We start from the raw sequence: 22,465 nt of genomic DNA, 5'->3' as shown, positions 1-22,465 counted from the left end.
TGGGTCAAACGGAGAGCGACAGCGATGCTAGCGCATCGCCAAGACGTTGCCATCCGGTCTCATCCGGAGGCAGGCCAAAGCGTATGCCGAGCACGTCATGTGTGGGGTGCATGCCGTCACCCCGGCCCGGCACATCAAACAGGCGCGTCCAGATGCCGAGCCGCGCCAGTTGTGCGTGAAGCGACGGCGCACGTAATGTCGGCGCCCAGGCAAAGAGTGGCGTGGCGGTGTTGGGCAGTCCGTGGCAATTGAGCAACGTGTGCAGGCGCGTGCCCTCGCATTGCAGGCGGGTGCGGTTGGTGGTTTGCCAGGTGCTATCCGTCAGCGCGGCGCGCACGACGGTGCGAGCGGGGCCGTTGACGGTCCAGTGTCCCAACGCATCTCGCAGCGCAGCCAGCAGATCCGGCGCGCCCAGCACAAAGCCGATGCGCGCCCCGGCCAACCCGTAGAACTTGCCAATGGAACGCAGGATCACCAGCCCCGGCGCGCCTGCCAACGGCGCGAGCGTCGGGCCATCATCCAGTGCTTCAATAAAGGCCTCATCGACGATCAACGTGCCGCCGCGCGCGTGCAGGCGGGTGTGCCAATCACGCAGGGTATCGGCCGATAGAGCACGCGCGGTCGGATTGTTCGGGTTGACGACGACGAGGTGTCGAACGTCGTCGGGCAGATCGCCCTGGAAGGCCGTTTCGGGCAGCGCGGTGACGTCATGTCCAGCGCGTGCAAAGGACGGTGCGTATTCGCTGTAGCCGACCTGCGCCACGCCGACCCGGCCGCGGGGCAGCAGGGCGGGCAGCGTGCGGATGGCGGCCTGTGAGCCTGCGACTGCCAGCACCGCGTTGGCGTCGTTCACGCCGTAGTGCGCGGCGGCCAGCGCTTCGAGTCCATCGTCTTCCGGCAGGCGCAGCCAGGCATCGGGTGGAATGGGCGGGATCGGATAGCCGTGCGGGTTGATGCCCGTGGAGAGATCGAGCCAGCCACTCGCCGGCTCACCATACAGTGCACGTGCCGCGGCCAGGTTGCCGCCGTGGGTGATGGCATTCATGCCAGGTTCCGCGAGATGACGGCAGCGGCGCCCAGCACACCGATCCACAGCCACAACGTGCGTGAGACAAGTGCGAGTGCGCGGTTGATGTCGGTAGCGCTCGCAGGCTTGCCGGTGCCGAGCAGTGGGCGGGCTTCGTCCACGCCTTCGTAGCGTGCCGTGCCGCCAAGCTGCACGCGCAGGCTGCCAGCGCCGGCTGCCATCACCGGGCCCGCGTTGGGGCTCGACCATTGCGGTGCCTGTTTGCGCCAGCAGCGCAGCGCATCGGCGGTGTGGCCAAGCAGCGCATAGCTCATCGCCGTCAGCCGGGCTGGAATCCAGTTGAGCACGTCATCGATGCGCGCGGCCGCCCAGCCAAAGCCTGTGAAGCGCGCATTGCGGTAGCCCCACATGGCGTCGAGCGTGTTGGCCAGTCGGTAGAGCACCACGCCCGGCGCACCAGCCACGACCAGCCAGAACAAGGGGGCGAATACGGCGTCGCTGCCATTCTCCAGCGCCGATTCCACAGCAGCGCGGGCGATCGGTTCGTCGGCCGCTGCGGAGAGATCCCGCGAGACGATGCGCGAGGCCAGTGCGCGTGCGCGGGGCAGGTCGGCAGCGCGCAGGGCAGACGCAATCGGCGCGATGTGGTCATGCAGGCTGCGCGCGCCGATCGCAACGTAGAGCGCCACCGCATCGAGTGCCACCACCGCCCACGCTGACGCCGCATACGCCGTTGCGACGAGCCACGCCGCCACCAGCACGAACGGCAGTACGGCAATCGCCCAGGCGAGCAGGCCGGCGATGCGCGACCAACCCAGCGCTGCCGGCTTGCGGTTCATGGTGTGCTCGATGGTGTTGGCAATGCGCCCGAAGCCCACCAGCGGATGCCAGCGCGGCACTTCGCCCAGCAGCCGGTCGAGCAGCACACCGGCCAGTGCGGCCAGCGCCACGAGCGACCAGCCGAGGTTGGTCACACCGCCAGTCGGCACGCTTAGGGTCACGAGCTGGTGCCGAGCGCCGGCCCCTTGACCACCATCGGAATACCGGCCACCAGCAGATGCACGTTGTCGGCCAGCGCAGCCAGGCGCTGGTTCAGGCGGCCCAGTTCATCCACATAGAAACGCGTGACGGCACCCATCGGGACCACGCCCAGACCGATCTCGTTGCTCACGAGAATCACCTCGCCGGGCAGCAGCGGCAGGGCGGTGAGCAGGGCGTCAATCTCGGTCGTCCAGGCTTCGGGGGGCGTGATGAGGCCGGTGTCGGGATATTCGTGGTGTTCAGAGAAAAGGAGGTTGTTGAGCCATAGCGTGAGGCAATCGACCAGCACGCAACCGCCGTGCTGCGCATGCGTGTAGAGCGCTTCGGCCAGGCGCACAGGCTCTTCGACCAGGCCCCAATGCTCGGGCCGACGTGCGCGGTGCAGGGCCACGCGCAATTGCATCTCTTCATCGCCTTCACCCGCCGTGGCGACATACGTGACGGGCCCCGCGCATTGCAGCGCGAGTTGTTCAGCGTGGTGGCTCTTGCCTGAGCGAGCGCCACCGAGGACGAGTGTGAGACGGCGGGACATCCGTGCATTCTAGCCGTGGGGGCCCCTTGATGCAGAGCGGGCGCAGAGATGTGAATGCGATAATCCGCGCATGCCAAAGCCACCTTTTCCTGTGCCCCCGTCCTTGCTTCGCGGCACGCTGATGATTCAAGGCACCACGTCCGATGCCGGCAAGAGCACGCTGGTGGCCGGGCTGTGCCGCGTTGCCCATCGGGCCGGTGTGCGCGTGGCGCCGTTCAAGCCGCAGAACATGGCGCTCAACAGCGCCGTCACCGCAGACGGCGGCGAGATCGGCCGCGCCCAGGCACTACAGGCGCAGGCCGCCGGCGTTGCGCCCACGGTGGACATGAACCCCGTGCTGCTTAAGCCCAACAGCGACACCGGCGCGCAGATCATCATCCACGGCCAGCCGCGCTGTGACCTCGACGCCCGCGCCTATCACGACTACAAGCCCACCGCGATGGCCGCGGTGCTGGAGTCGCACACGCGCCTGCGCACGCAATACGACCTCGTCTTGGTGGAAGGCGCCGGCAGCCCCGCAGAGATCAACCTGCGCGACCGCGACATCGCCAACATGGGCTTTGCTGAAGCCGTGGATTGTCCAGTCGTGTTGGTCGCAGACATCGACCGTGGTGGCGTGTTCGCACATCTGGTCGGCACGCTCGCCTGCCTGTCCGAGAGCGAGCGCGCACGCGTGGCCGGCTTCGTCATCAACCGGTTTCGCGGCGACATCTCGCTGCTTACGCCGGGACTGGACTGGTTGACGGCGCAGACGGGCAAGCCGGTGTTTGGCGTGCTGCCGTATCTGCACGGCCTGCATCTGGATGCCGAAGATGCCGTGCAGACCGCGCAGCGCACCGCCTCAGTTGATGCGTTGCGCGTGGTGATTCCGGTGCTCCCGCGCGTGTCCAACCATACGGATTTCGATGCGCTGCGCGCGCACCCGCAGGTGGATGTACGCCTGGTCGGCCCGGGGCAGCCGATTCCACCAGCCGATCTCATCATCCTGCCCGGCAGCAAGAGCGTGCAGGCAGACCTCGCGTGGCTGCGCGCCAACAGATGGGAAGCTGCCATCGCGCGGCACCTGCGCTACGGCGGCAAGCTGATCGGCATCTGCGGCGGCATGCAGATGCTGGGGCGGCGCCTGCATGACCCGCGAGGGCTGGAAGGCACGCCTGGCAGCGTCGACGGTCTCGGCTATCTCGATTTCGAGACCACGCTGGAGGCCGCCAAGCGATTGCGCCAGGTGCGCGGTGCGCTCGCCGAGGGGGGAGCAATCATTGCCGGCTACGAAATCCACATGGGCGTGACCGAGGGGGCGGCCCTCGCGCGGCCCGCCGTGCAGCTCGACGACGGGCGCGCAGACGGGGCTATCTCGCCCGACGGGCAGATTCTCGCCACGTATCTACACGGACTGTTCGATGCGCCTGAAGCCTGCCGAGCACTGCTCGCCTGGGCCGGCGTGCGCGATGCGCAGGCGCAGGACTACGCGGCACTGCGTGAGGCGTCGCTCGAACGCCTGGCCGACACGTGCGAGGCGCACCTCGACCTCGCCACGCTGTTCGGGGCGCTGTCACGTGCGGGCTGAGCCATAATTACCGGATAGGTAGATCCGTCGAGTGATCGACTCGGCACACGATTCAGCGATCGCAAGGAGGCAGGCATGCCGGTGGCCGTTGTAGCGAATCCGAAGGGCGGGGTAGGCAAGACCACGCTGGCAACCAATCTGGCGGGCTACTTTGCCAGTCAGGACCACGCCGTGATGCTGGGCGACACCGACCGCCAGCAATCATCGCGCGAGTGGCTGGCGCTGCGCCCCGAGACGGCCAAGCCCATCCACACGTGGGAGATCAGCGCCGACCACATCGCCAAGCCGCCCAAGGGCACCACACATGTGGTGCTCGATACCCCGGCCGGGTTGCACGGCTGGCGGCTGACCGATCTGGTCAAACTGTCAGACCACGTGATCGTGCCGCTGCAGCCCTCGATGTTCGACATCCTTGCCACGCAGACTTTCCTGCGCAAACTGGCCGATGAAAAGGCGGTTCGCCACGGCGAGGTCAAGCTGGGCGTGGTCGGCATGCGCGTGGACATGCGCACGCGCGCCGCTGAGCAACTCCAGCGTTTCGTACAGGGGCTGGAAGTGCCCATCCTCGGTTATCTGCGCGACACCCAGAACTATGTGCAACTGGCCGCGCACGGCTTGACGCTGTGGGATGTGGCGCCCTCGCGCGTGGCGAAGGATGTGGAGCAGTGGAGCGGCATCCTCGGTTGGCTGGGGGAAACGCCGCCGCAGGCCACCGTGGCTGATACGTCAGCGGCGGCATAAAAAAGCCCGGCAACTGCCGGGCTTGTCTCTTGGGCGATACGTCGCTCAGATCTCGAGGTTGTCGATCAGGCGCGTCTTGCCGAGCTTGGCGGCGGTCAGCACCACCAGCGGTTCGCCGGCGGCGATGTTCTCGGGCGTCGGCTGCTGCAGGTCGGTGCGGCGGCGAACGGCCACGTAGTCGGGCTGCCAGCCGCGGCCACGCAGGTACTCCATCGCCTTATTGGTCACCGCTTCGTGCGAGGCCTGGCCTTGCAGCACGGTCTCCAGCACATCCTGGCGCACCTGGTGCAGCGTGCGGTACAGCTCGGGCGCCTCGGCGCGTTCATCGCTGGACAGATACATGTTGCGCGAAGACAGTGCCAGCCCGTCCTCCGCACGCACCGTCTCAGCGGGGATGATGTCCACCGGCAGCGCGAACTGGTGCGCCATGCGGCGCACGATCATCAACTGCTGGTAGTCCTTCTTGCCGAACACCGCCACGCGTGGTTGCACGGCGCAGAACAGCTTCATCACCACCGTGCACACGCCCTTGAAGAAGCCGGGGCGGAACTCGCCTTCCAGCGTGTCGCCCAGGTCATGCGGCGGGTCGACGCGGTATTCCTGCGGCTCGGGGTACATGTCGCGCTCAGTGGGCGCGAACAGCACGTACACGCCTTCCTTCTGCAGCTTTTCGATGTCGTCCTGCAGCGTGCGCGGGTACTTGTCGAAGTCTTCATTCGGGCCGAACTGCAGGCGGTTCACGAAAATGGACGCCACCACCGGATCGCCGTGCTGGCGCGCCAGGCGCATCAGGCTCAGGTGGCCCTCATGCAGGTTACCCATGGTCGGCACGAAGGCGACGCGGTTCTGGCCGCGCAGCTGGTCGCGCAGTTCCTGGATGGACGAGATGACTTTCATGCGTTTGTGGTGTGAGTCAGCGGCTGACTTTGGCCGGATGTGGTGGCCGAATTACGTCGGGGAATAGGCGAGGCGCACGTAAATGGGCGCGTACGGTTCCGCCTGGGTGATCTCCAGCAGCGATTCGCGCGAGAGCTCCAGCATGGCGACAAAGTTGACCACCACGATGGGTGCGCCCTTGCCGGACTGGATCGCTTCTTCAAACAGCTCGGTGAACTCCATGAACCGCGCATGCTGCAGCTTACGCAGGATCTGGCTCATGTGCTCCCGCACGGACAGCTCTTCGCGCGAGATCTTGTGATGCTGCGTGAGCTTGGCCCGGCGCAGCACGTCGGCCCACGCGACGCGCAGGTCGTCGGCGTTGACGTCGGGGTAGCGCGGCGCAAGGCTCTGCTCGATGTAGACCTGGGCACGCAGGAAGTCGCGGCCGAGCTGCGGCAGCGTATCGAGCTTTTGCGCGGCGAGCTTCATTTGCTCGTATTCGAGCAGGCGGCGCACCAGTTCGGCACGCGGGTCTTCGGGTTCTTCGCCGGAGTCGGTCTTCTTGACCGGCAGCAGCATGCGCGACTTGATCTCGATCAGCATGGCCGCCATCAGCAGGTATTCGGCGGCCAGCTCCAGATTGGTCGCGCGGATCTGCTCGATGTACGCCAGGTACTGCCGCGTGACCTGCGCCAGCGGAATGTCCAGCACGTTGAAGTTCTGGCGCCGGATCAGGTACAGCAGCAAGTCCAGTGGCCCTTCAAACGCTTCGAGAAACACCTCGAGCGCATCGGGCGGGATGTAGAGGTCTTGCGGGAGCTTGAACAGCGGCTCGCCGTATAGCCGCGCGAAGGCAAGACCGTCGACCTGTACTGGCGTGGAGTCCTGCTCGGGCGCCACGCTGGGCAACTCGACGGGCAGCGGCAGCTTGTCCTGCGCAGAAGTGGTCATGCGGCGGCGGGCCTGGGGATCGGCTTGCCGATCAGTCCAGCGAGTAGACGTACGGTTTTTGCGCCACGCGTGCTGCCTGGGCGCGGGTGCGTTCGTCCAGGTCGATCGGGTCCTTGTCCCACAGCAGCGAGCGGCCTTGGCGCTGTTGCGCTTCCAGGTCGGGCTTCTGGGTCTTGAGTTCTTCCAGGAACTGGGTGATCTCGGACTTATACAGGGCCATGGCAGTCAGTGATATTGGGTGATCCGGCCCGCACGGGAGGTTCCCGGGCGGAAAACGGCGCATTTTACCGTATTGGCCGACGGGCACGGCGCACACGAAGCCCTTCGGATTGATCCGAAAGCTAGGTTTCGTTGCATTTGCCTGGGCACCTGCCGGGGTCCGTATGGTCAAATACGCCTTTCCTTTGACTGAGCCGGCCCGTGGGGGCGGCGCCACGCTAGCCACGATGACCGGCCCTCGTCGACCGTCACGACCGTCTCACTTTCGTTTTCCTGCTGCCAATGCCGCTATGCTCGCGGCGGGCATCGCCCTGTCGCTCGCGTGCGCGCCAGCCTGTGCCGAGTACGACGTCAAGATCGAAGCGCCCAAGGCCATCCGCGATCTGCTGGAGCGTCATCTTGATCTGTCGCGCTATCAGGATCGCAAGGACATCACCGACGACCAGCTTCAGTACATGGTCGAGACCATTGGCGACCAAGTCACCAAGCTGACGGCCACCGAGGGGTATTTCGTGCCCAAGGCCACGGCCAACATGGATGGCCCGCCCGATCACCGTGTCGTGCACGTGAAGGTCGAGCCCGGCCCGCGCACCACCATCGACAGCGTGGCGTTGGATTTCAACGGCGCAATCACGCAGGACCCAAAGCGCATTGAAGAACTGAAGAAGGCCTGGGGCCTGCAGAAGGACACGGCGTTTCGCCAGTCCGGCTGGGACAAGGCCAAGGACGACAGCCTGGCTGCGCTGCAGAGCAAGCGATATTACTCGGCCAAGCAGACGGCGTCGCAGGCGCGTGTGGATCCGGACGAGAACAAGGCGGATCTGTCCGTTTCCTATGACAGCGGTCCGGCTTACACGCTGGGGCCGCTGGACGTGCAGGGTCTGACGCGTTATCCACTGAGCATCATCACCAACGTCAATCCGCTGCGCGTGGGCGAGGATTACTCGGCAGACCGCCTGCAAGCATTGCAGGCGGCCATCCAGGGCCAGCCGTACTTCGCCAACGCCATTGTTGATCTGGGCGACGATCCGAAAGACCCGGTCAACGCGCCGGTGCGTGTGCGGGTGCGCGAGTATCCGCCCAATCGTCTCACCAGCGGTGTCGGTTACGGCACGGACACAGGTGCTTCGGTGGAAGGGCGCTATCAGTATCTGAACCTGTTCAACAAGGCGTGGGTGCTCGACACGCAGGCGCGCATTGAACAGCGCCGGCAGTATCTGTTTGCCGGCGTGACCCTGCCGCCCGACGAGAAGCAGTACGTCAACAGCCTCTACAGCAGCATGGACCGGACCGACACTTCGGGCACCGAGACGCGCAGCTATCGCTCGGGTTTCAAGCAGACGCGCGTACGCGGCATCTACGAAACCTCGTTCACCATCGACTTCTACTACGACGACCTGCGCCCCGAAGGCGCCGAGCGCCAGTTGAGCAAGGCGCTGGTACCCGGCTTCGCGTGGACGCGCCGTGACGTGGACGACCCGCTGTTCCCGCGCCGGGGCAACATCATCACCACGCAGATCGGCGCGGCGGTGAAGGGCTTCCTGACGGACCAAACGTTTGTGCGCTCGTATAGCCGCATTCGCCAGTTCGTGCCGGTCGGGCAGCGCGATATTTTTGTCGCGCGGGCGGAATTAGGCGCTGTCATCACCGGCGGCACGGGTGATGGCGTGCCGGCCACGCTGCGTTTCCGTACGGGCGGCACGCAGTCGGTGCGCGGCTATGACTTCCAGAGCATCGGCAACGAGGTCAACGGCAGTACGCTGCCGACGAAATTCCTTGCGACGGGCGGGCTGGAGTACCAGCGCTGGTTCCTGCCGCAGTGGGGCGGTGCGGTGTTCTGGGATACCGGTACCGCCACTGACAACTGGTCGGAGCGCCGCTGGTTCAACGGCGTGGGCGTGGGCGTGCGCTGGAAGAGCCCGGTCGGGCCAATCCAGCTCGACTTGGCCTACGGTATCCAGCAGAAGCAATTCCGGCCGAGCGTGTCGCTGGGCATCGCGTTCTGAGCATGACCATGACTGACTCTCAGACGCCAGCATCCACCCAACCTGAAGCGCCGAAGCCCAAGCGCGGCTGGGGCCGTCGTCTAGCACGCTGGCTGGGCGGCCTCGTCGCTCTTGTGCTGGTAATCGTGCTTGGCATTGCCGGCTGGCTGGCCTGGGCTATCCACTCGCCGACGGGCACCGCACAGTTGTGGTCGCTCGCCACGCGTTTGGGCCACGACTACGTATCGGGCACGCTGGCCGGCGGTACGTTGCGCGAAGGGCTGTCGCTGCGGGACGTGCATGTGCGTGCGGGCAGCACCGAAGTGCGCATCGACCACGTGGAAGGCCGCTGGACCATCACGCGTGGGCCGTGGCATGCCCACTTTGCGTATCTCACAGCGGGCAGTGTCGAGGTGATCCTGCATCCGACGCCGCCATCGCCGCCGAGTGGTCCGCCCGCTTCGCTGGTGTTGCCGCTGGCGTTGGATGTGGATCGGCTGGCCGTAGACCGCCTCGCCATCCGCGAGGGCACGTCGACTACCGAACTCAAGTCGATTGCCGGCAGCGTGCATACCGATGGCACGCACCACAATGTGCTGCTCGACGGGGTGGAAACGCCCGCCGGCAAGCTGGCGGCCACGCTGCGCATGACGGGCACACGGCCGTATCCGCTCACGGGGGCGGCCACGCTGGCCACGCAGTTCGAAGCGAACGGGCAGAAGCAGGATGCGTCGGTGTCGGCGCAGCTTTCGGGCTCGTTGGAAGCGCTGCATATCGACGCGACCGGCACCGGTGCCAAGCTGACTGCGCAGGCGCAGATCGACGCCACGCCGTTTGGGGCATTGCCCTTGTCGCGCGCCGTGGTGTCGGCCGATCACGTCAACCCGCGTGCGTTTGCGCCGGGCGCACCGGAGGCATCGCTCACCATCCACGCGGATCTGCGCCCCGACGAGAAAGCCAAGACGCTGACCGTCGCGGGCCCCATCCAGATCGACAACGCGCAGGCAGGTACGCTCGACAAGCAGAAACTGCCGCTGCAATCCCTGCGTGCGCAAGTGCGGCTGAACGAAGACGATCAACAGCTCGCGGGCCTCGACGTGCGCCTGCTGGGCGGTGCGCAACTGACCGGCAGCGCGGATGTGAAGAAGGGCCACGGCACGTTGCGCGTCGATGTGCGCCAGCTGGATCTGCAGGCGCTGCACGCGTCGCTGGAGAAAACGCAGCTCGCCGGCCCCATCACCGTGGACTTTGCAGGCGGTACGCAGCATGTGGCGCTGGATCTGGCGGGTGGCGACATGCGTGCACAGGCCAAGGCGGTGCTAGATGCCGCGCAGGTGGCTGTGGAGAGCGCACAGGTGTCGCTGGGCCGCTCGCGGCTGACGCTGGCGGGCACGCTCAAGCATGACGACGCGCAGTCGTTCGCCTTCAAGGGTGATCTGGCGGAGTTCGATCCGTCACGGCTGGCCAAGGTGGCCAAGGGCCGTATCAACGCGTCTTTTGACGCGCGTGGCACGCTAGGTGAGCCGATTGATGCGGCGATCAAGTTTGCGGTGCGTGACAGCGACTACGCGGGCTTGCCGATGACGGGCGACGGCAACGTCCATCTGCGCAAGGTTGACGAATTGATGCGCCTGCTACCGAGCGACGCCAAGCTGGATGTGGCCGGCAACAAAGCCAGCCTGCGCGGCAGCTTTGGCGCGGCGGGCGACCGCCTGCACGTAGAAGTCGACGCACCACAGCTCGCGCGCCTGCAGCTTGGCGTGAGTGGGGCGCTCACCCTGTCTGGCGACGTGTCCGGCACGATCAAGCGCCCGCAGGTGGATGCCACGTTCCGCGCGCAGCAGCTTGCGTATCAGGGCAACAAAGTCGAATTGGCGAATGGCCGTGCGCAGATGCGCGATGGGATCGATGGTCCGCTGCAGTTCGAGCTGACCGCGCAGCGTGTGACGGCCCCGAGTGTGTCATTGCGCGAAGTGCACGCCACGTTGGACGGTACGCGTCGCGCTCACCGCTTCCGCGCCGATGCCGACGGCAACGTGCGAAGCCAGCCGTTCAAGTTCGCGCTGGCTGGTGATGGCGCACTGACGCCCGGTAAAGAGGGTGATGCGTGGGACGGCACGATCTCCACGCTGTCGGCGCAGGGCGCGCCCAACCTCCAATTGACGGCGCCGGTACGTGTGTCGGTGGCGCCAAATCGCTTGATGATCGGCCGCGCAGATCTGACGCTGGAGCAGACGCCCATCCACATCGAGCGCGTGGAATCCAACCAGGGCCACCTGCGCAGCGCCGGCCGTGTCGACGGATTGCAGATCGCTCGCGTGCTGGAGCTGGTGCACACCTGGACTGGCCAGGCACCGCCAGTGCGCACGGATCTCGTCATCGACGGCCAATGGGATCTGGACCTCGGCGGTACAGCCACCGGCACGGCGCGCTTTGCCCGTCGCAGTGGTGATCTGTCGATCAACGCTGGCCGTGGTTTCACACCGCTTGGGCTGACCGCGTTGGTGGTCGAGGCACGCGGTGAGGGCATGCGGTTGGCACTGCGCGGCGATGCGCAATCGACGCGCGTTGGCAATCTCTACCTCGATGCCAGTATCGGACTGACGCGCGATGCTGTGCCAGGTGCGCTGGCGCTGATGTCGCCCGCATCACCGCTGACGGGCGGGCTGACCATCAGCCTGCCGCATCTCAAGGGCATCGGCGATCTGCTTGGTCCTGACGTGGCAACCGACGGCCAGCTGGCGGCCAGTTTGCAGTTTGCCGGCACGGTTGGCGCGCCCAAGATCAGCGGCTTCCTGACCGGGCAGGACATCGAGGTGGCGCTGTACGACCAGGGCATTCGTCTGACCAAGGGCGTGGTGCGCGTGGCGCTGGACCAGAACGTGGTCGACCTGCAGGACGTGGTGTTCTACGGCGGCGACGGCACCGTGCGTGCGAAAGGCCGCGTGCAACTCGGCGAGGCCAACCCCAACCTGAGCGGTTCCATCGTTGCCGACAAGCTGCAGCTCTTTGCCGATCCGGATCGCACGCTGGTGCTGTCGGGCCAGGCGCGCATTGCGAACGACAACGACCGCGTGGGCATTACCGGCAAGTTCAAGGTCGACCGCGGCCTGTTCGATCTGCCCAAGGACGGCGCACCGTCGCTGGGTGACGACGTGGTCATCGTGCGTCGTGCCGATGCTGCCCGCAATCAGGCCGAGCGCGGCGTCAAGCGCGAAGAAAAGCCTGCCGGCCGCTTCAGCCCGGTCATCAACGTCGATGTCGACTTTGGCGACAACTTCCGCTTCAAGGGCGCGGGTGCCGACCTTTCGCTGGGCGGCCAGATGACGGTGCATAGTGAACCGCTGGTGCCGTTGCGCGGCACCGGCACGATCTACGTACGCCAGGGCAGCACCTATGAAGCGTTCGGCCGCAAGCTGGCCATCGATCAGGGCGTGCTGAACTTCACCGGGCCGATCAACAACCCGTCGTTCAACATCACCGCCATGCGCCGTAATCAGGAGGTTGAGGCCGGCGTGCAGGTGACGGGCACGGTGCGTCAGCCGCGCGTGAAGCTGGTCTCCGAACCGAACGTGCCGGATGAAGACAAGCTCTCGTGGCTGATGTTTGGCTACAGCGCATCCAACGCGGGTCTGGGCCAGCAGCAGGCGATGTCCGGCGCAGCGCTGGGGTTGCTGGGCAATGTGGCGGGCAAGAATGTGGCGCGGCGCTTCGGGCTGGATGAATTTTCGATCGGCGCATCCACTTCGGGTCTGACCGACCCGCAGGTGGTGAGCCTGGGCAAGGCCATCTCCGAGAGCATCACCGTGGGTTACGAACAGAGCCTGTCGACCGCGGATTCCATCGTCAAGATGACGTGGCAGTTCTCACGGCGATGGTCGGTCGTGGCACGTGGCGGCACGATCAACGGTGCTTCGGTGCTGTTCAACAAGCGTTGGTAATCGGGTGATCCGGCTGCCAAAATGGCGACGGATCTACGTTTTGAACGAGGGGGTTCCATGCCGCATCGTCGTCAACTCGCACAAGTGGGGGTCACCATGGGCATTCTGGCGTCATTGCTCGGGTTGTTTGGTTGCGATCAGCAGAAGGTCGACCAGGCTGTCGATCGCGCGGGGGACGCTGCCAAGCGCGTGTGGCAATCGGCCAAGCCAGACAACCTGTTGTTCAAGGACATCGTTGCCGGCCAATCGACCGAGGCGGATGTGAAGGCCACCGCAGGTGAGCCCGAGATGATCTGGGAGAACGAAGGCGGCACGCGGCAGCTGGAGTATCCGCGGGGGCCAGAGGGGACTTCAACCTGGATGGTGACGATTTCCCCGGATGGTCATGTGAGCAAGATCGAGCAGGTGCTCACCGCCGAGAACTTTGGGCGTGTGCGGGTTGGGCAGAGCAAGGATGACATCCGCCGGATGCTTGGCAAGCCGGGCAAGGTGGAGGCGTTCAAGCTCAAGCAGGAAGAAGTGTGGGGCTACAAGTGGATGGAGAGCCCGACAGAGAAGGCGTTCTTCAATGTGCACTTTGGGCCGGATGGGCGCGTTACGACAACATCGCGCAGTGACAACCGGTTGAATGGCGGTTGACCGCGTGCCAGCCTAGTGGCACGTCAAAAGACAAAGGCCAACCCCGTGGGGTTGGCCTTGCTGTTTCTGGCGTGGGCTTAGGTGATCAACGCACCCGCATCCCAGGCTCTGCACCCGAATGCGGTTCGAGGATGTAGAGGCCCGGCTGCGCCTTCTCATCAGCAGCCGAAGCCGCCAGCACCATCCCCTCCGACATCCCGAACTTCATCTTGCGCGGTGCGAGGTTGGCCACCATCACGGTCAGCTTACCCACGAGGTCTTCCGGCGCATAGGCCGACTGGATGCCCGAGAACACATTCCGCGTCTGACCTTCACCCACATCCAGCGTGAGCTGCAGCAGCTTGTTCGAGCCTTCCACACGCTGGCAAGCGACGATCTTGGCGACGCGCAAGTCGATCTTGGCGAAGTCGTCAATGGTGATCGTCTCAGCCATCGGCTCGATCGTGGCAGCACCATTTGCGGCGGCAACCGGCGCATTCGCAGTGGCCTGCAGCGACTGACGATTCGCCTCCACCAGTGCATCCACCTGCTTCTTGTCCACACGCGTCATCAGGTGCGAGTACGGCTGGATCGGCTTGGCCGACGACAGTGCCGAGTCAATCGAGCGCCAGGTCAGCGGCTCAACGTTGAGGAAGCCTTCGATGCGCTCAACCGTGGTCGGCAGGATCGGCTTGAGGTACACGGCCAGCAGGCGGAACGCTTCGAGCGCCACGGAGCACGCGGCGTGCAGCTTTTCGCGGTTGGCTTCGTCCTTGGCCAGGTCCCACGGCTTTTCGGTGTCGACGAAGGCGTTGACGGCGTCGGCCAGTTCCATCACGGCACGCAGGGCCTTGCTGTACTCGCGTTTCTCGTACAGGTCAGCCACTTGCGGGGCGGCTTCGCGCAGTTGCACCATCAGCGGATGGCCCAGGGCGGCATCGCTCACGCGGCCTTCAAAGCGCTTGACCAGGAAGCCCGCCGAGCGGCTCGCGATGTTGACGAACTTGCCGACCAGGTCGCTGTTCACGCGGGCGATGAAGTCATCCAGGTTCAGGTCCAGGTCTTCCATCGTCGCGTTCAGCTTGGCGGCGAAGTAGTAGCGCAGCCATTCCGGATTCAGGCCCGTGTCGATGTAGCTCTGCGCGGTGATGAAGGTGCCGCGCGACTTGCTCATCTTGGCGCCGTCCACGGTCAGGAAGCCGTGGGCGAACACGTTGGTCGGCGTGCGGTGGCCCGAGAACTTGAGCATCGCCGGCCAGAACAGCGTGTGGAAGTACAGGATGTCCTTGCCGATGAAGTGGTACTGCTCGGTGGTCGAGTGCGCGCTGATCCACGATTCGAAGTCGAGGCCGAGCTTCGCGCTCAGGTTCTTGAAGCTGGCGTAGTAGCCGACCGGTGCGTCCAGCCACACGTAGAAGTACTTGCCCGGCGCACCCGGAATTTCGAAGCCGAAGTACGGTGCGTCACGCGAGATGTCCCAGTCCGACAGCTTGGCCTCGCCATCATCGCCGAGCCACTCGCGCATCTTGTTGGTGGCTTCCGGCTGGGCCAGGTCGGCCACCCATTCGCGCAGGAAGTTTTCGCAGCGCGGGTCGGACAGCTTGAAGAAGTAGTGTTCCGACGACTTGCGCACCGGCGTTGCGCCCGACACCACGGAGTACGGGTTCTTCAGGTCGGTCGGCTGATAGGTCGCGCCGCACACCTCGCACGAATCGCCGTACTGGTCTTTCGCGCCGCACTTCGGACACTCACCCTTGATGAAGCGGTCCGGCAGGAACATTTCCTTGACCGGGTCGTAGAACTGCTCGACCTCGCGCACGTCGATCAGGCCGTTTTCCTTGAGCTGCAGGTAGATGCGCTCAGACAGCTCCTTGTTCTCGTCAGAGTCAGTGCTGTAGTAGTTGTCGAACGAGATCAGGAAGTTATCGAAGTCGCGCTTGTGCTCGGTCCAGACACGTTCGATCAACTGGCGCGGGGTCAGGCCTTCCTTCTCGGCGCGCAGCATGACGGGCGTGCCGTGCGTATCGTCGGCGCCCACGTAGTAGGTTTCGTGTCCGCGCATGCGCTGGAAGCGCACCCAGATATCGGTCTGGATGTACTCGACCAGGTGACCGATGTGGATCGGCCCGTTGGCATAGGGCAGGGCGGAAGTGACGAGGATGCGACGTTCGGACATGGGCAGGCCAGAAAGGTGCGGGCGGGCCGCAGAAAGGGGGCGGCGCGCGAGGAAACGCGTATTTTAGCGCGCTCGGCGGCCTGGGGCCGGTGTGCGACGAATGGCGGGAATCCGAAGCTCGGAAGCTGCGGCAGGACGTCGCAGGTTGTGTGATCCAAAAAAAAGCGCCGGTCAGAGCCGGCGCAGCTTTCCACAACGGAAAAGGAGGAGAAATCAGGTACCGCCCGGGAGGTCAGCCACGCATCGCGAGCCAGCAATGCGTAGCAAGCGGTACCTGTTCTCTATGACTGGGTCATCCCTGAATTGGTTTCAAATAAATTTCGACGCGGCGATTTTGTGCCCGGCCGGCCTCGGTGGCGTTGTCGGCAACCGGCTGCGTCTGGCCACGGCCCTCGGCGGTCAGGCGGTTGCGTGCGACGCCGCGGTCGGTCAGATAGCTCGCCACGCTCTGGGCGCGCTTCTGCGACAGCGTCATGTTGTAGTTGGCGTTGCCGGTACTATCCGTGTGGCCGACTACATTGGCGGCGAGCTCCGGGTTTGCGGTGAGCGTCTGCGCAACGCTATCCAGCGCGCCGCGGAACGTCGGCTTGATCACGGCGCTGTCGGTATCAAACGAGACTTGGCTCGGAATGTTCAGCTTAAGCGAGCCGTCAGGTTGTTCCGAAATTTGCGTGCCCGTGCCAGCCGTGTCGCCGGCCAGCTTGGACTTGATGGCGCTCCAGTTGTAACCGGCGGCTGCGCCGGCAGCTGCACCAAGCGCGCCGCCGATGGCTGCACCCTTGCCGTTGCCCACCAGCGCGCCGATGCCCGCGCCCACAGCGGCACCAACGCCCGTGCCAACGGCGGTGTTGTTCTGCTGCTCGGTGGCACAGCCGGCCGCCAGCAGGGCGACAAGCGAGACGGAAATAAGCTTGGCTTTCATGGTTTCTCCTACAAATAACGGGATCGGTTCTTGTTTGGTTTGCCGATGGCCGGCGTGGCCTAGGGATATGTGGGGGGAATCGGACGAATGTCGCGCCGGCAAAATACAATAGCAAAACAGTACATAGAGTGGCCAGGACCCGACAAAGTTCATGTCGGGCAATCGTTGGCCCGTCCCCCATTTGCATTAGATTTGTGGAGTCAATGTTGAGCGTAACCGTCGAACAGATCACCGAAGCCCTGCGCGGCGTGGTGGATCCCAATACCGAGCGTGACCTTGTGTCGTCCAAATCGGTGCGCAACGTCCGGGTTGACGGCGGCGAGGTATCGCTCGACGTCGAACTCGGCTACCCGGCCAAAAGCCAGTTCGATACGATCCGCAAGCTGGTGATTGGGGCGCTGCGCCAGGTGCAAGGTGTCGACAATGTGAGCGTGCAGGTGTCGATGAAGATCGTCGCGCACGCGGTGCAACGCGGCGTGCACCTGATGCCGAATGTGAAGAACATCATTGCCGTGGCGTCGGGCAAGGGCGGGGTGGGCAAGTCGACCACCGCCGTGAACCTGGCGCTGGCGCTGGCTGCGGAAGGCGCCAACGTCGGCATTCTGGACGCCGACATCTACGGCCCGAGCCAGCCGATGATGCTGGGCATCCAGGGCCAGCCGGAGTCTGCCGACGGCAAGACCATGGAGCCGATGGAAGGCCACGGCCTGCAGGCCAACTCGATCGGCTTCCTGATCGAGCAGGACAACCCGATGGTCTGGCGCGGTCCGATGGTCACGTCCGCCCTGGAGCAACTGCTCAAGCAGACCAACTGGCGCGATCTGGATTACCTCATCGTCGACATGCCGCCGGGCACGGGCGATATCCAGCTCACGCTGTCGCAGAAGGTGCCTGTGACGGGCGCGGTGATCGTCACCACGCCGCAAGATATCGCGCTGCTCGACGCCAAGAAGGGCCTGAAGATGTTCGAGAAGGTGGGCATTCCCATCATTGGCGTGGTCGAGAACATGGCGGTGTACTGCTGCCCGAATTGCGGCCATACCGAGCACATCTTCGGCGCCGGCGGCGGCGAAAAGATGTGCGCGCAGTACGGCGTGCCGTTCCTGGGCAGCCTGCCGCTGAACCTGTCGATCCGCGAGCAGGCCGATTCGGGCCGCCCGACCGTGGTGGCCGATCCCGACGGCGCGATTGCCAGTGTCTACAAGCAGATCGCGCGCCGTGTCGCCATTGCCGTGGCCGAGAAGGCGAAGGACATGACGAGCAAGTTTCCGTCGATCGTCGTGCAGAACACGTAAGCCATGGACACCACCGAGCCGCTGCCCAATGATCGTCAGGTGGAGCGTCCGTCCGTGAGGATGGCGGTGGTGTTGTGCCGCCGTCCGACCGCCAACCGCTGGCAGCCGTTCCAGTGGCGGCTGGAGGCCGTCGTGCCGGACTTGGGCGAATACGGCACCGAGCCGCGCTGTCTCGATCGCTCAGACAGTGAAGAGCGCTGGCTCACGCCCGGCTTCAACGTCACGCTGTTCCGCGACGAGGCCGAAGGCTACTACTTGAACGTGACCTCGGCCGCGCCTTGCTGGTTCGTGCTGTGGCGCCTGGGCGAAGCGGGCACGCCCGACGAGGGCCGGGCGATTCCGCATACGGTATCGGTGAGCTACAACGAGGCGGGTCGCTGGCTCGACGGCGGCGAGACGGTTGAAAACGTGCCGCTGGACGCCGCTGCGCTGGAGTGGCTGCAGGCCTACGTGGCCGAGAACTACCGGCCCGAGCCGAAGAAGCGGCGCCGGCCCGAGTCGTTTCTGCCGCCGGAAGACCGCGCGAAGTTCTGAGCGAGGCTGCCGTGAACGACGAGTCCTTCCTGTCACGCTGGTCGCGCCGCAAAACGGCGGAACGGCGCGGCGAGCCCGAGCCGGAGGTCGCGCCGCCTGCCGAGGTGGTGTCTGCGCCGGCTGTAGCGCCCGAACCGGTGCCGGTCGAGCCTGCGCCTGACGCGCCGCCGCCACTGACGCTCGAAGACGCCGCGAAGCTCACGCCGGCTGACGATTTCGCCCCCTTCGTCGCGCGCGGCGTGGACGAGGTCGTCAAGCGCGCTGCGCTCAAGAAGCTGTTCGCCGATCCGCACTTCAACGTGATGGACGGGCTCGACACTTACATCGACGATTACTCGCAGCCCGATCCAATTCCGCCCGAGATGCTGCGCGAACTGCGTCACACGGCGGAGTTGAGGCTGTTCGAGCCCCTGGATGAGGAGGTGAGCCCGCCGACAGGAATCGAACCTGTATCGGATGCTGCACCCACCGTGTCAGGCGAAACGCCGCCTGAGCCGGCAGAGTCGCCTGTCATTGACGATCCCGCCCAGGCAAGCCCGCATGGCGGCGCTAAGCCACCGTCCGTAGAATAAAAAAAGAGGACCGTACGGCAGAAGACCGTACGGCCATGTCCCCATAGCCTGCGCATCAGACGCGGGCGCATACGCACAAATTCATGCCCACGCTGGTCTGCAGTTGCAATCACACCATGCCGCTCGACGCCGATACGGTGAGCGACGCCCTGCGCGCATCCGACGCCGCCATTGATCCGCCTGCCAAGACGCACCACCTGCTGTGCCGCCGCGAGATCGGCGCCTTCACGCAGGCGCTGGACGGCACGGAAGACGTGATCGTCGCCTGCACGCAGGAGAAGGCGCTGTTTGCCGAGGTTGCGGCTCAGCACGAAGGTGTGACCGCGCCGATCCACTTCGTCAACGTGCGCGAGACGGGCGGGTGGTCAGCGGGTGCCAAACGCGATGCGCGTGGTTTCCATGCCAAGACTGCGGCGCTGCTGGCGGTGGCTGGGTTGCCTGCGCCAGATCCGGTGCCGGTGGTCGATTACCGCTCCGAGGGCAACCTGCTGATCGTCGGCCCCGCCGAGCGGGTCATGCCGTGGGCCGAGCGTTTGGCCGATCAACTGAGCGTAACGGTACTGGCCACCGGGCGCGATCGGTCCGCCGGTCTACTCTCGCCGCCGATGGAGCGGCGCTGGCCCGTCCATGCAGGCGAACTGGCGGAGATCAAGGGCTGGCTTGGCGCCTTCGACGTGCAGTGGCGCAACCGCAATCCGATCGATCTGGACCGTTGCACACGCTGCAATGCCTGTATCGATGTGTGTCCGGAAAACGCGATCGACGCGCTCTACCAGATTGATCTCGATCTCTGCCGCGACCACCGCGATTGCAAGGAAGTCTGCATACGGGCCTGTGGTGAGGCCATGGCGATCGACTTTGGCCGCGTGAACGCACCGCAAACACTGTCCGGCCAGTTCGACCTGATCTTTGACCTGAACGACGCACCAGCCTTTTCGCAGCATCAGCCACCGCAAGGCTACTTCCACGCAGGTGCTGATGCGGGCCGTCAATTGACGGCATCGCTCGCACTGCTGCAGATGGTGGGCGAGTTCGAGAAGCCGAAGTTCTTCCAGTACAAGGAATCGATCTGCGCGCACGGGCGTAACGGCCAAGTGGGTTGCGATGCATGCGTGCAGGTGTGCTCCGCAGCGGCGATCTCGTCGCAATGGAAGGACGGACGCGGCAGCGTGCACGTCACGCCCAACCTGTGCGTTGGCTGCGGTGCCTGCACGACGGCGTGCCCGACCGGCGCGATCACCTATGCGTACCCGAGCGCACCGTACCAGGGTCGCAAACTCAAGACGCTGCTGAACACCTACGCATCGGCAGGTGGGCGCGATGCGGTGGTTCTGCTGCACAACGGTGAGCGTGGCCGCGCACTGATCGAGCAACTGGGCCGTGCCGCACGTACCGGCAAGGCGCAGGGCGTGCCCGTGAATGTGCTGCCCGTCGAGGTGTTCCATGCGGCGTCGACGGGGCTGGAGGTGTGGCTCTCGGCGCTTGCCTATGGCGCCGCGCGTATCGCCATTCTGCTGACGGAAGACGACGCGCCGCAGTACCGGGCGATGCTCGCCGAGCAGGTCGCAGTGGCGCAGGCTGTACTGCAAGGCTTGGGCGAGCCAGCCGATGCATCGAGCGTTGTGCCGATCGATGTTGCCGACCCGGCCGCGCTCGATGCGCGCTTGAATGCGCCCGACGTATCCGGCCCGCTGCGCGGATTCCGCCGTGACATGCCCGCCGCGACATTCGCCGTGGCTGCCGCCAAGCGCGAGACGCTCGATTTTGCGCTTGAGCATCTTGCTCGCCACGCCAAGGCGACCGAGGCTGTGATTCCGCTGCCGGCTGGCGCACCGTTTGGCGCCATCACCGTGGACCGCGAGCGTTGCACGCTGTGTATGGCCTGCGTCGGGGCATGCCCCTCGCAAGCGTTGCGCGACCAGGCCGAGCGGCCAGTGCTGGCCATGATCGAACGCAACTGCGTGCAATGCGGCCTGTGCGAAACCACGTGCCCCGAAGATGCCATCGCGCTCGTACCGCGCCTGAACCTGTCGGCCGAGGCGCGCCAGCCTGTCACGCTGAACGAGACGCAGCCGTTTCACTGCATCCGCTGCGGCAAGCCGTTCGGCACTGCACAGATGGTGACCACGATGCTGGCCAAGCTTGGTGCGCATCCCGCATTCTCCGGTGCCGCCGCCGAGCGCCTGAAGATGTGCGGCGACTGCCGCGTGATCGACATGATGGAGCGCGGCGAACGTCCGGGCACCACCCACTGAAGAACGAACTCCCGATCCCGTTTCTGTTTCCCATGACCGACGCCAAGCCTCTGCAATTCCAACGCACCGCCACGCCCACCGACAGTGCGGAGGATCTCGCTCGCGCAGACCTCTATGGTTTGCTGGCGACGCTGTTCTTCCACGCGCCGGACGCAGACTTGCTGCAACGGATTGCGGCAGCGCCACTGGAGCCCGCCAGCGAGAACGACGCCGACCCGGCTGATGCGCAAGCCGCCGCCAGCAGCGCGCTCACGCAGGCCTGGCGCCGCTTGGTTGCGCGTGCCGGCCAGACCACCGCGGCGCAGGCCGATGACGAATACACCGAGCTGTTCATCGGTGTCGGCAAGCCGGAAGTGTTCCTGTACGGCTCGTACTACCAAGCCGGTTTCCTCAACGAGAAGCCGCTGGTGGTGTTGCGCGACGACCTGCGCCGCTACGGCCTGGAGCGCGCCGAAGGCATCACCGAAACCGAAGACCACCTCGCGACCCTGTGCGAGGTCATGCGTTATCTGATTGCCGGCGACGATGCGGCCATTGCCCATGTGGAGGAGCAGCGCGCCTTCTTCCAGCGTCATCTGGCGTCATGGGTCGACACCGCTTGCGATGCTGTGTTGCAGCATCCACGTGCCCGCTTTTATGCCGATGCGGCGGGTTTGGCCAAAGCGTTTTTTGAAGTCGAGCGGCTCGCGCTCGAATTGGCGTGACTGCACGCCGGATACTTGCCTAAGAAATAAGCATGCCGCCAAGAGCAAGGCCCCGCCCACGTCATGGCGGGGCGGTTTAATTTGTGCTGATTGAAAGAAATCGTCGCCAAATCCTAAGAAAACTCAGTCGGTGAGGGTGTCAGGCATGGTTTTCCCCGACAGTTGCTTCTAAAATATGTCGGATAATTCCTATTAGATTCGATCATCGGTTTCCCGAAACCGGGGAGCATCGACATGCCAGGTCCGAACACTGTCCCTCACGCCCGTCCGCAAGCAGATTCCGTGGAGTCCGCTGACAACGCGCCGACACGCCGCCGTTTTCTAATGGGCGCTGCCGTCGCCGCTGCTGCTGCCGGCACCGCCGCCACGGCAAACCACCTGGCGCACGCGCCAATCGCTTCCGCTACGCCGCAGGCCGAACCCGCTGATGATGGCGCGACGGGCTACCGTCTGAGCGAGCACATCCGCAAGTACTACAAGACAACGTGGATCTGACACGGGCGCGT

19 protein-coding genes are annotated in these 22,465 nt (G+C 65.1%); 11 read left to right on the top strand and 8 right to left on the bottom strand.

Features of this window, described 5'->3' with window-relative positions; translation table 11 throughout:
* Window positions 1-4 precede the first annotated feature (4 nt).
* The 3 genes from cobD to cobU are packed head-to-tail and all read right to left on the bottom strand — an operon-like array spanning window position 5 to window position 2,600.
* Window positions 5-1,045, bottom strand: coding sequence for a threonine-phosphate decarboxylase CobD (gene cobD, locus C404_RS46570; RefSeq protein WP_021195646.1), 1,041 nt, complete (start codon window positions 1,043-1,045; stop codon window positions 5-7).
* Window positions 1,042-2,028 carry an adenosylcobinamide-phosphate synthase CbiB gene (cbiB, locus tag C404_RS46565; RefSeq protein ID WP_031329596.1) on the bottom strand — a complete coding sequence of 329 codons (987 nt, stop codon included), beginning with the start codon at window positions 2,026-2,028 and terminating at the stop codon, window positions 1,042-1,044. Before cbiB ends, cobD begins: the two co-directional genes overlap by 4 nt.
* Window positions 2,025-2,600, bottom strand: a complete 576-nt coding sequence (gene cobU, locus C404_RS46560; RefSeq protein WP_021195644.1) for a bifunctional adenosylcobinamide kinase/adenosylcobinamide-phosphate guanylyltransferase — start codon at window positions 2,598-2,600, stop codon at window positions 2,025-2,027. The genes cbiB and cobU overlap by 4 nt, the downstream gene beginning before the upstream one ends.
* Before the next feature lie 70 nt (window positions 2,601-2,670).
* On the opposite strand from cobU, the gene C404_RS46555 reads away from it, so the two are divergent.
* Window positions 2,671-4,167 (top strand): cobyric acid synthase, encoded by a 1,497-nt coding sequence (locus C404_RS46555; protein ID WP_031329595.1) that lies wholly within the window; start codon window positions 2,671-2,673, stop codon window positions 4,165-4,167.
* A 75-nt stretch (window positions 4,168-4,242) separates the two neighbouring features.
* On the top strand, window positions 4,243-4,908 hold the full coding sequence (locus tag C404_RS46550; protein WP_021195642.1) for a ParA family protein: 666 nt from the start codon (window positions 4,243-4,245) through the stop codon (window positions 4,906-4,908).
* Window positions 4,909-4,953: 45 nt separating this feature from the next.
* Here C404_RS46550 and panC read toward each other — a convergent pair whose 3' ends face one another.
* The 3 genes from panC to C404_RS46535 are packed head-to-tail and all read right to left on the bottom strand — an operon-like array spanning window position 4,954 to window position 6,958.
* Window positions 4,954-5,805 (bottom strand): pantoate--beta-alanine ligase, encoded by an 852-nt coding sequence (panC, locus tag C404_RS46545; RefSeq protein WP_021195641.1) that lies wholly within the window; start codon window positions 5,803-5,805, stop codon window positions 4,954-4,956.
* Between the two features lie 51 nt (window positions 5,806-5,856).
* Window positions 5,857-6,738: a segregation and condensation protein A gene (locus tag C404_RS46540; RefSeq protein ID WP_021195640.1), complete on the bottom strand. Its 882-nt coding sequence runs from the start codon at window positions 6,736-6,738 to the stop codon at window positions 5,857-5,859.
* Window positions 6,739-6,769: 31 nt separating this feature from the next.
* Window positions 6,770-6,958: a DUF3460 family protein gene (locus C404_RS46535; protein WP_021195639.1), complete on the bottom strand. Its 189-nt coding sequence runs from the start codon at window positions 6,956-6,958 to the stop codon at window positions 6,770-6,772.
* 226 nt (window positions 6,959-7,184) lie between these two features.
* Between C404_RS46535 and C404_RS46530 the strand changes: the two genes are divergently transcribed.
* The 3 genes from C404_RS46530 (at window position 7,185) to C404_RS46520 (ending at window position 13,522) form a co-directional block, all read left to right on the top strand.
* Window positions 7,185-8,963, top strand: a complete 1,779-nt coding sequence (locus C404_RS46530) for an autotransporter assembly complex protein TamA (protein WP_031329594.1) — start codon at window positions 7,185-7,187, stop codon at window positions 8,961-8,963.
* 8 nt (window positions 8,964-8,971) lie between these two features.
* Window positions 8,972-12,883, top strand: coding sequence for a translocation/assembly module TamB domain-containing protein (locus C404_RS46525; RefSeq protein WP_021195637.1), 3,912 nt, complete (start codon window positions 8,972-8,974; stop codon window positions 12,881-12,883).
* Between the two features lie 96 nt (window positions 12,884-12,979).
* Entirely contained in the window at window positions 12,980-13,522 is a 543-nt protein-coding gene (locus C404_RS46520) for a hypothetical protein (protein WP_031329592.1), read from the top strand.
* 85 nt (window positions 13,523-13,607) lie between these two features.
* Here the strand turns inward: C404_RS46520 and metG are convergent, their stop codons facing one another.
* Both metG and C404_RS46510 read right to left on the bottom strand, forming a co-directional pair.
* Window positions 13,608-15,677 (bottom strand): methionine--tRNA ligase, encoded by a 2,070-nt coding sequence (metG, locus tag C404_RS46515; RefSeq protein WP_021195635.1) that lies wholly within the window; start codon window positions 15,675-15,677, stop codon window positions 13,608-13,610.
* 292 nt (window positions 15,678-15,969) lie between these two features.
* Window positions 15,970-16,599: an OmpA family protein gene (locus C404_RS46510; RefSeq protein ID WP_021195634.1), complete on the bottom strand. Its 630-nt coding sequence runs from the start codon at window positions 16,597-16,599 to the stop codon at window positions 15,970-15,972.
* 206 nt (window positions 16,600-16,805) lie between these two features.
* Between C404_RS46510 and apbC the strand changes: the two genes are divergently transcribed.
* The 6 genes from apbC to C404_RS0130125 all read left to right on the top strand — a co-directional run bounded on the left by apbC (window position 16,806) and on the right by C404_RS0130125 (window position 22,454).
* Window positions 16,806-17,894 carry an iron-sulfur cluster carrier protein ApbC gene (gene apbC / locus C404_RS46505; RefSeq protein ID WP_031329591.1) on the top strand — a complete coding sequence of 363 codons (1,089 nt, stop codon included), beginning with the start codon at window positions 16,806-16,808 and terminating at the stop codon, window positions 17,892-17,894.
* A 3-nt stretch (window positions 17,895-17,897) separates the two neighbouring features.
* Entirely contained in the window at window positions 17,898-18,428 is a 531-nt protein-coding gene (locus C404_RS46500; protein ID WP_021195632.1) for a DUF3305 domain-containing protein, read from the top strand.
* An 11-nt stretch (window positions 18,429-18,439) separates the two neighbouring features.
* Window positions 18,440-19,000, top strand: a complete 561-nt coding sequence (locus C404_RS46495) for a DUF3306 domain-containing protein (RefSeq protein ID WP_021195631.1) — start codon at window positions 18,440-18,442, stop codon at window positions 18,998-19,000.
* Between the two features lie 83 nt (window positions 19,001-19,083).
* Entirely contained in the window at window positions 19,084-21,255 is a 2,172-nt protein-coding gene (locus C404_RS46490) for a 4Fe-4S binding protein (protein WP_021195630.1), read from the top strand.
* 32 nt (window positions 21,256-21,287) lie between these two features.
* Window positions 21,288-21,959 (top strand): TorD/DmsD family molecular chaperone, encoded by a 672-nt coding sequence (locus C404_RS46485; RefSeq protein ID WP_021195629.1) that lies wholly within the window; start codon window positions 21,288-21,290, stop codon window positions 21,957-21,959.
* 234 nt (window positions 21,960-22,193) lie between these two features.
* On the top strand, window positions 22,194-22,454 hold the full coding sequence (locus tag C404_RS0130125; protein WP_031329590.1) for a twin-arginine translocation signal domain-containing protein: 261 nt from the start codon (window positions 22,194-22,196) through the stop codon (window positions 22,452-22,454).
* The last annotated feature ends 11 nt before the right edge of the window (window positions 22,455-22,465 follow it).

Origin of the sequence: Ralstonia sp. AU12-08, from assembly GCF_000442475.1 — a bacterium.
In the GTDB taxonomy this organism is placed as follows: domain Bacteria; phylum Pseudomonadota; class Gammaproteobacteria; order Burkholderiales; family Burkholderiaceae; genus Ralstonia; species Ralstonia insidiosa.
Note: the sequence above shows the minus strand (reverse complement) of the source record. Positions and strands in the feature narration are given on the sequence as shown.

Excerpts from the sequence above, each read along its gene's own strand:
- cobD (WP_021195646.1), bottom strand. The coding sequence starts at position 1,045 with ATGAATGCCATCACCCACGGCGGCAACCTGGCCGCGGCACGTGCACTG.
- cobU (WP_021195644.1), bottom strand. The coding sequence starts at position 2,600 with ATGTCCCGCCGTCTCACACTCGTCCTCGGTGGCGCTCGCTCAGGCAAG.
- C404_RS46555 (WP_031329595.1), top strand. The coding sequence starts at position 2,671 with ATGCCAAAGCCACCTTTTCCTGTGCCCCCGTCCTTGCTTCGCGGCACG.
- C404_RS46550 (WP_021195642.1), top strand. The coding sequence starts at position 4,243 with ATGCCGGTGGCCGTTGTAGCGAATCCGAAGGGCGGGGTAGGCAAGACC.
- panC (WP_021195641.1), bottom strand. The coding sequence starts at position 5,805 with ATGAAAGTCATCTCGTCCATCCAGGAACTGCGCGACCAGCTGCGCGGC.
- C404_RS46540 (WP_021195640.1), bottom strand. The coding sequence starts at position 6,738 with ATGACCACTTCTGCGCAGGACAAGCTGCCGCTGCCCGTCGAGTTGCCC.
- C404_RS46535 (WP_021195639.1), bottom strand. The coding sequence starts at position 6,958 with ATGGCCCTGTATAAGTCCGAGATCACCCAGTTCCTGGAAGAACTCAAG.
- C404_RS46530 (WP_031329594.1), top strand. The coding sequence starts at position 7,185 with ATGACCGGCCCTCGTCGACCGTCACGACCGTCTCACTTTCGTTTTCCT.
- C404_RS46525 (WP_021195637.1), top strand. The coding sequence starts at position 8,972 with ATGACTGACTCTCAGACGCCAGCATCCACCCAACCTGAAGCGCCGAAG.
- C404_RS46520 (WP_031329592.1), top strand. The coding sequence starts at position 12,980 with ATGGGCATTCTGGCGTCATTGCTCGGGTTGTTTGGTTGCGATCAGCAG.
- metG (WP_021195635.1), bottom strand. The coding sequence starts at position 15,677 with ATGTCCGAACGTCGCATCCTCGTCACTTCCGCCCTGCCCTATGCCAAC.
- C404_RS46510 (WP_021195634.1), bottom strand. The coding sequence starts at position 16,599 with ATGAAAGCCAAGCTTATTTCCGTCTCGCTTGTCGCCCTGCTGGCGGCC.
- C404_RS46500 (WP_021195632.1), top strand. The coding sequence starts at position 17,898 with ATGGACACCACCGAGCCGCTGCCCAATGATCGTCAGGTGGAGCGTCCG.
- C404_RS46490 (WP_021195630.1), top strand. The coding sequence starts at position 19,084 with ATGCCCACGCTGGTCTGCAGTTGCAATCACACCATGCCGCTCGACGCC.
- C404_RS46485 (WP_021195629.1), top strand. The coding sequence starts at position 21,288 with ATGACCGACGCCAAGCCTCTGCAATTCCAACGCACCGCCACGCCCACC.
- C404_RS0130125 (WP_031329590.1), top strand. The coding sequence starts at position 22,194 with ATGCCAGGTCCGAACACTGTCCCTCACGCCCGTCCGCAAGCAGATTCC.